Here is an 8701-nt window from a genome sequence, read left to right as displayed (position 1 = left end):
GTTTGGGCTGTATCGCTAAAAGTCCCTTTCACGTTGTTTGGCAGTTGGCTTTGGTCTAATGTATAGCCATCGATTGTTAGTTGATACTTTGCCGTGCTAACATCGTATTTTTCCCCAATATTTCCACTTATTATTTGTGAGTCGTGAATTTCTTTACCTTCACTATCCACATATTTGATTGTCACATCCGATGCTGGGATGGAATCTTTGGTGTAGACGTAGATTACAGTTTGAGCTGTATCACTGAAAATTCCAGTCATATTATCTGGCAATTGCGTAGTATCTAATGTATAGCCATCGATCGTTAGTTGATATTTTGCCGTGCTAACATCATACTTTTCCCCAATATTTCCACTTAGTGTTTGTGACTTATGAATTTCTTTGCCTTCACTATCCACATATTTAATCGTTACATCCACTGCTGGGATTGGATTTTTGGTGTAGACGTAGGTCACTGTTTGGACTGTATCACTGAAAATTCCAGTCATATTATCTGGTAATTGCGCAGTATCTATTGTATAGCCGTCAATTGTTAACTGATATTTTGCAGTGCTAACATCATACTTTTCCCCAATGTTTCCACTTAGTGTTTGTGATTCGTGAATTTCTTTACCATCATTATCCACATATTTAACCGTTACATCTGCTGCGGGGATTGGATCTTTGGTGTAGATATAGGATACGGTTTGTGCGACATCGCTAAAAAATCCAGTCATATTATTTGGTAATTGCGTAGTATCTAATGTATAGCCGTCAATTGGCAACTGATAATCTGGCGTACTGGCATCGTATTTTTCCCCAATGTTGCCACTTAGTGTTTGTGAGTCATGAATTTCTTTGCCTTCACTATCCACATATTTAATCGTTACATCCGATGCCGGGATCGGATCTTTGGTGTAGATATAGGATACGGTTTGGGCGACATCGCTAAAAACTCCAGTCATATTATCTGGTAATTGCGTAGTATCTAATGTGTAGCCATCAATTGTTAACTGGTAATTAGCAGATTCTGCATCATATGCTTCTCCCACTGTCCCTATTAGTGTTTGTGCTTGGTGGATTTCATTTCCAGCAGTATCCACATACTTGACTGTTACTTCGCCTAAACTTGCTGGATCCACGATCACATGGACGATATGTGTGGTGTCCACATTGTAGGTAGCTTGTCTTGTCCTAAATATCGCCACATAGTTTCCAGGAATATTGGTGTTAACATTGGTGTAATAGGGATAGATTTGTGAGGCAGAAATGCTTTTTTCAATCGCACCTGAAAAATTCAGTTTGAAGGCTTCAATTCCTAGTGCTTGCGTGGTAAAGTCAAAAGCTCCTCCAACTGGGAGATGAATGGTGTCTGGGCTATTACCAAAAATATATTCGCCAATGATATGCCGTTCATATAAAGATAAAGACTTCACTTCTCCCGGTTGTAGCTCGATAGAGTTTCCCGTGGAAGTAAAACCGTAATTTTCTTTTTGATCAGTTGTACCAACTTGTTTCAACATATAAGACCCTGCGGGAACATTTGCAGAAATATCGCCATTCTGATCAGTGACTAGTAAGTACTCTTTGCCTGAATTTACAGAAGTAAAGGTAAAATAAACACCCGAAATTCCTTGACTAACATTGCTATCCGAAACATGGATTTTCAATTGTGCTTCCGCTACTTTCGCTGCTCGAAGAGCTATTTCTGCAGAAGACGTTGATCTCTCTTCTGTTGAAATCTGAGTCTCACTTATTCCTACATTTCCGTCAGTTTCTTTACTCATTTTCTCGCTGCTAGCAGTCTGCTCTATTACTGAACTTGAGGAAGGTAGATCATTGACTGCACTTGTCGTTGTGTTGGTGCCGACTGAGCTGCTTTCCTCAACCTGACTTTCCCTTGAAGTTTCTAAAGTTTCTTGCGTGCTTTCTAGAACGGCACTTGTTTGAGATTGCGCATAAACTGTAAGTGATGGTATTCCTAGTGTGGCACTTAAAAGGATGACCAATGATAAATAAATCTTAATTCTCTGTTTCACAAACATTCACCTTAACCTTCTTCATTTTAAAATAAAACACACGTTATCCAGATTTCAAAACAGTATAATTTATCTTTTTTTAATTTACAATTATTTGATCCATCATTTATTTTCTTGCATTCGTTTTCTATTCGTTGTAAAAAAAAGCTCTCTTTAACAACCACGTATACAATGATTTATTTCCTTTGCATGGCGCTCACCTCGTATGCAGTTTATGCCTCATGTACTGCTTTTATCAAGCAAAGACCATGTCAAATCAATGCAAAGATTCTTTGCATCATTGATTTATCAACGTTTCCCCAAAATTGGAATACCATCTTTATCCTTTTGTCTAACGTAACTTTCATGGCCAAACAGTGAACCGATTACTTCTTACTCCTTAAAAAAAACTGTAAGCAATAAAAATACAGTCTGTTCCCTAGTCGCTAATTTCTGACCTAAAAAAATTCTCGTCCCTTTTCCAATAAATACGGTATTTAATTTTTCATCATTTTTTAATTTAATAAATACTTAGATACATTTTGTGAAGTCTACGGGTATCGTTGCTTAAAAGTTGCTAGTTTTTTTCCACATATGATAGGATAAATCAAAAGGAGCAGAAAAATGAGTTTAGCAGAAAAAATGAAGGAAAGTCGCTTAAAAATGGGCTTCACGCAACAAGAAGTCTCGGAAAAATTATTTGTGACTAGACAAACCATCTCTAATTGGGAAAACAACCGGAGCACTCCGGATATTGATACTTTGGTAAAAATAAGTGAATTGTATCAAACAAACTTAGAAGCCTTGTTGTCTTCTGACCATGAAATGGCAAATATTGAATCAGATAGTACGGCCATTCAAGAAACAAGCCAACCAAATTTTCATTTTATCCCTTATTTACTTAATTTAACCGTTATTGTTCTCTGTGTTTTGGTGGATTTCTTGACACCAACTGGGATCGTTTCTCTGTGGACGACTGTCAGCCATTTTCTACTATTAGTCGATTTCGTATTTTTGATTGGCTTTTTTATGCTAAAAAAGAAACCTGTCTCAGTAAAAGCAGTTCTTCTCACACTCGGCAAGGGACTTCTGATCGTAGCAATCATTTTGGGATTCACTTATTGGTCAAATCGAAATGCCAACTCCTCGGTGTTGAATGAAATTGGGCATAATTATGGTCATTTTACCTATTTAACGTTTAAAGCTTTCGGCATCCTCACCATTTTTGAACGAAGCAAGTTCATTTTTTGATCAAACCTATCGAATCCAAGAAGATTCTGAAGCATTCATGGCCCTAATTCGATAAGGGACTGTGCCATAAGTCATCATCCAACAAGTTAAACCAAATCACGTTCTCTTGCCCTAGATTTAGATTCCTCTGACTTTTGCGACGAGGAGCCACTGCAGGAGCAATACTATATAATTTTCGGATAGTGTGACTTGTCGGAGACTTATGGTAAAGTCCCTTTTTATTGAATCCATTCATAAATTGAATGGATAGGCCCATTTTTCCACATTGACAGAAAAGGTGAGAAAGGATAGCATAAAAATGAACACGTGTGCATTTAAAATAGAGTTAAGGGTGTGTCCTCGTTGAAAACTGTTCATTCAAAAGTCCGCCGTTTTATTGACCAACTGAAGCATTTCTATTCTGGTGAAGATGTCTCCTATCGTTTTATTCTGTCGCTTGTTTTCCCGGTTGTCCTCGACCAGTTCTTTCTGGTCAGTTTTAATTTTATCAATACCGCTATGATCAGTTCAGCGGGAACGACTGCAGTCAGTGCAGTCAGTATGGTAGGTAGTTTGCACTTTTTCCTGGTGAATGTTTTTACTGCCGTTGGACTAGGAGGAACTGTGCTGATGGCACAGTACTTCGGCAAAAAAGAAATGAATCAGCTGAGCAAAGTTTGCAGCGGAACTGTCTATGGTGCAGTGTTGATGGCTTTAATGATCAGTAGTCTTATCGCCTGTTTCCACCAAGGAATTTTGCAACTTTTATTTGGTCATGCAGAGCCGCTTGTTTTAGCAAATGCCCGGCTTTATTTACTAGGCCTATTGGCTTCTTATCCTCTACAAGCGGTCATTGAAGGAACCAATGGCAGTCTGCGGGGAATTGGTCGTACCAAAGCTTCCTTGAAACTTTCACTATTGATGAACTTCGTTTATATCGTTGGGAATGTTTGTTTCATTAGTATTCTAGGAATGGGAATGGAAGGATTAGTTGCTTCATTATTGCTTTCGCGATTTCTGGGAATGCTTTTCGCCTTTTATACTCTGCGAGCCAATCGCTTTCTGTTTTTATTAAAGAAAGAAGACTTTCTACACATTCAACTGCACGTGATTACTAAAGTATTGAAAGTCAGTGTTCCCTTTGCGGCCGAATCTCTCTTTTTCAATGGCGGAAAAATCATTATTCAAACAATGATCGTCAGTTTTGGAACCAATGTCATCGCTACAAATGCAATCGCTTCCTCCTGGATTCAAATTTCTGAAATCATCCCTAGCGCATTAGCCACGTCCCTGGTCCCGATCGTCGGACAATGCATTGGCAGAGAAAATATCGCCGATGCCAAAAAACTAACCAAAACATTTGTTATCACTGGCATGATTGCCTTCCTCCTAGTTGATTTAAGTCTGCTGCCCTTCTTCCCACTAGGCATGAAGCTGTTCAATCCACCTGCTGCCATTTTACCGGAAATTTATCACTTGTATCTGATCGCCATTGTTATGCACTTCTTGACATGGAGCATTGGCTTTATTCTTCCTTCGGCATTGCGGGCAGCCGGCGATGCAAATTTTACTTCTCTGACTTCTCTGTTATCGATGTGGATCTTCAGAATCGGTATGGGGTATTTCGTTGGGATCGTCTTGGACTATGGATTAACAGGGATTTATTTTGTGATGACTTTAGAATGGGGGGTTCGCGGCTTAATATTCTTGCTACGATTTAAAGGAAAAAAATGGTATCAGCATCAGTTGACGTAGATATAATTGAAGGTATTTGTTTCGTGGTATTGGATAAATGAATTGGAATCGTTGAAAACGCGAAACGTCAATTAGTATTTCTTAAAAAATTCTACTGAGGCAACTTTCTCTATCAAGAGATTTTCCGACTTATTTTTAACGAAAAAAAGATACCCGAAAAATGAACCGAATTAACTTCATTTTTCGGGTATTGTATGTTAGTGATTGATTTACTCACTCTCGGTGTAGACAATCTGCAAGCATTGTCTGTCTGCCGTCATGTTTTTCACATGGTAATTTGTGCGATGGACAATATTGATTTCAACAGCTTCAGGATAGCTCAATCGGTAGATTAGTTGCCCTGCTTTTCGTTCCCATGACACTTTAAATATCCCAGATTTTGCTTCAAATTCCATTTTAAAATGATTCATATCTTTGGGAAAATAAGGGGAAACGATGACTTTTGAGCATGCAATGGCTTCTTCAGCAATGGTAAGTCCAGCAACAGCTTCCATATACCACTGAGGATAACTAGCAAACATCGCATGATTTTTTGACAGTTGCGTTCCTGTAAACAACTCAGATAAAACTTTGTTGCCATTTTCTAACATCTTTTTGAAACTGATCGCTGACTCTTGTAAAAGCCATTTTTCAACTAAGTCATTCATATCATAGTTATTGAGAACTTCATAAGCAAAAGCGTGCCCAAAAATTCCTGAATCAAATACAAACTGATTTTCCTCGATAGTTTTTCTTAAATTCGTCGCTAATATCTCAGAATTTCCCAGATTCGTGTACAGAGCAAAGATATACGACGTTTGAGTCCCCTCTCCATATGAACCATCCTCATTCAAGAACCGACAATTGATTAGTGTTTTGATCCTATCATATTGCTGTTCCAACCACACACTTTTTTTATTAAGAATCTCTCGTAATCGAATATTCCAGTGAATAAATAGCAAAATCGTACAATAGCCTACAAACTCTTTGTCTGGTGTTTGTGCAGAAAAATTACCAGCAATCAGTGGACTGCCATGATCACCAATGCAGCATTTTGCTAATTCATCTATTTCTCTAGATAATAAATAGTTTAATTGCTTTTTGATAAATGGATACTGTTGCTCAACAAAAGCTAGATCCCCATAAAATTGATAGTGTTTCGCAACGACATAGGGATAGACTAATTGCCATAATAATGGTCCCTCTTTTGGCCCGGTACCATTTGTCTGAATGCCCATATAAGGAGCTGTCTCTGGGATTCCACCAAATTCCGTTTGTTCATAATGAAAATCATTAATTGTCTTTTTCAACAATGTCTCTAAATTAAATTGATACAGATTTGATTTCGCTAAAGCAACCATATCCCCACCATACCCCAATCGTTCTCGGGCACAGTCCTCAAAAACGCTATGAATATTGTTTCTTTTGGTATGAATAGAGGCTTGATATAATTCCTTATAAAAGGAATGATCGGTATGGATAAAGCCCACCTGTTTAACTTCGGTAAATACAGGTATTCCTTTAATTTCGGTTATTTCTTCTAACGAACACCCTTCAATATAAGCATAACGAAAAGAGTGATAAGTAAAGCGATTTTCAAAAATGTTTCGTCCTTTTTTGCAGATGAGGACATCCTGTTGCAGCCCCTCTTTTGGTGCTCCACTTCCACCGCTGATCCTTCCATTACGAATGGTGGCCCCTACACTGCCAGCATAAGATGAACCAAAATCAAATTGACCATTACAAAAATCTTCCGCATATTTTATCCGTATTTTTTTCTCAGAAATACAATCGAATGTGGCGCAAATAAACCCTGATAGCGTTTCTTCAAAATCAACGAATATCCCTTCTTTAAAGAGGGTTATTTTCGTAGCATTCATTGATGCTTGTTTTTTTATTTTTGGAATAAAGCTTTTCTTCATGAGTGATTGCTGAGTGAAGCGCGCTACGTTTACAGATGCCCAACTACCACTTTCTTTTGTAAAATCAATTTTTTCTCCTAAATAGAGATTGTTGAATAGCAGATTTCCTTGCTTGGCTTCCCACGAATGATCACTTGATACAATGAGTGAATCATTCATTACCATATCACAAATTAGTCTAGGATCTCCAACTTCCGCCAATCTTTCTCGCAAATTGTATTTGCCAAATAATTTAAGGGGAGCAGGATTGTACATGCCATTTCCTAACTCGAATAATATTGTATTTTCGCCCTTTTTCAAGTAACTCGTAATATCATATTCGTCATAATAAATACAACGGGTATAATTTGTCCAATCACTATTTAATTCTGCTTTTCCAACCCGTTGATCATTGATAAAACACAGATAATAACCTAAGGATGCAACATAAAGTTTTGCCTCCGCTACATTTTCTAAAAAAAATGTTTTCTTGAGTAACGTATGAGGATTGTTCGTATAGTAATCTTGATCCTCCATGCGATAATCAAAAGGTTTATCCATTATCCACTGTCCATTAAATATCCACTCACTGGCCATTATCTCGCCTCTTTCACTTGCCTAATGTTGATCACTCTGCTGCGTTTTCTTCTTTTATATTTTGGCTATCCGCAATCTTAACAAACGGAAACCATACAACGACTACTAAAATAATGCATACTCCCTGTAATATTGAGCCTGCAATACTGCCTGTTACAAGATAGCCGCTCACTAATAGAGGCGTCGTCCAAGGAACTTGTGCTAATCCAGTTGGAATAGGGACAAAATGAAAAGCAAATGCTAAGTAGGAAACTACTATTGAAACCACATTACTTAGGACAAAAGGGATAAAGTAGGTAATATTCATCATTAATGGAATACCAAACAAGGTTGGTTCACCTACGTTAAAAATGTACGGGATCCCTGCGATTTTTTTCATTTCCTTATATCTTTTACTTTTAGCAATCAGGATAATCGCTAAGATAGAACCAATGATTCCTATGCTCGCAAAACCATCCCAAAAGCTTTGATTAATAATGTTTGTCGGTGTTTCACCTGCTATTGAAGCTACTCGGTTTTCATCTTGCAGAACTTGAAAAATAGGTGTCATCACACCATTGACAATTGAGTCGCCATGAATCCCAAAAAACCAAAGCAGCTGGCTGAATATTTTCACAATGATGATCCCTAAAAGAGAGCCACCCATCATTTTCAATGGCGCTCCGACGATAGTATTAAACACTTCCAAAGCATTACTTTGTAAAGCAACATCAAAGAACAAACGGACAAGCCAAAAAATGGTAATAACGATGAGAGAAGGAATAATCGATTCAAATGGAGCAGAAACTGCTGGCGGTACCGCAGCAGGCATTTTTATTTTTATTCCTTTATGATCAATAAAGCGATAAATCATACAAGTCAAAATCGATAGAACGAGTGCAATGAAAATAGCTTGTGCCCCCAAGAATGATGTTGCAATAAAACTACCACTCTCTTCTACTGAAAAAGGAACGAGCAAAAGAAAGGAGACAACTGCAGTCATCGTTACTTGTAACCCATTGATATTCATTTTATCTGCTAAGGAACGGCTCACGGAAAGCAAAACCAGTAATCCACCAACACCTAAGCTCGCATCGTTCACCAAGTTTAGCTTGGCTTGCCAGACAGACTGTTCAACCCCTAAAACACTTGAAATAAACTCTCCTACTTGAGGAATTGGAAAATATGAAATGATTAGAAAAATTGAAGCAATGAATGCAAAGGGCATATAAGCAAGCATGCCATCTTTAATAGCATTTATAT

Annotated in this window: 5 protein-coding genes; 2 read left to right on the top strand and 3 right to left on the bottom strand. The window is 37.8% G+C overall.

Features of this window, described 5'->3' with window-relative positions:
- On the bottom strand, positions 1 to 2018 hold a 2018-nt coding region (locus tag Q0A12_RS10335), incomplete at its 3' end, for a MucBP domain-containing protein (RefSeq protein ID WP_291292568.1).
- Between the two features lie 603 nt (positions 2019 to 2621).
- Between Q0A12_RS10335 and Q0A12_RS10330 the strand changes: the two genes are divergently transcribed.
- Both Q0A12_RS10330 and Q0A12_RS10325 read left to right on the top strand, forming a co-directional pair.
- Positions 2622 to 3248, top strand: a complete 627-nt coding sequence (locus Q0A12_RS10330; protein WP_291292567.1) for a helix-turn-helix transcriptional regulator — start codon at positions 2622 to 2624, stop codon at positions 3246 to 3248.
- Between the two features lie 342 nt (positions 3249 to 3590).
- The gene (locus tag Q0A12_RS10325; protein ID WP_291292566.1) at positions 3591 to 4982 is read left to right on the top strand and encodes an MATE family efflux transporter; all 1392 of its coding nucleotides are present in this window, start codon (positions 3591 to 3593) and stop codon (positions 4980 to 4982) included.
- A 209-nt stretch (positions 4983 to 5191) separates the two neighbouring features.
- Here Q0A12_RS10325 and Q0A12_RS10320 read toward each other — a convergent pair whose 3' ends face one another.
- Entirely contained in the window at positions 5192 to 7423 is a 2232-nt protein-coding gene (locus tag Q0A12_RS10320; RefSeq protein ID WP_291292565.1) for a family 78 glycoside hydrolase catalytic domain, read from the bottom strand.
- Between the two features lie 67 nt (positions 7424 to 7490).
- Positions 7491 to 8701 (bottom strand): PTS transporter subunit EIIC (locus tag Q0A12_RS10315; RefSeq protein ID WP_291292564.1); only part of this gene is annotated, 1211 nt, incomplete at its 5' end.

The organism is Enterococcus sp., from assembly GCF_022711995.1.
Lineage (GTDB): Bacteria > Bacillota > Bacilli > Lactobacillales > Enterococcaceae > Enterococcus_D.
This window is presented reverse-complemented; position numbering and strand designations above follow the sequence as displayed.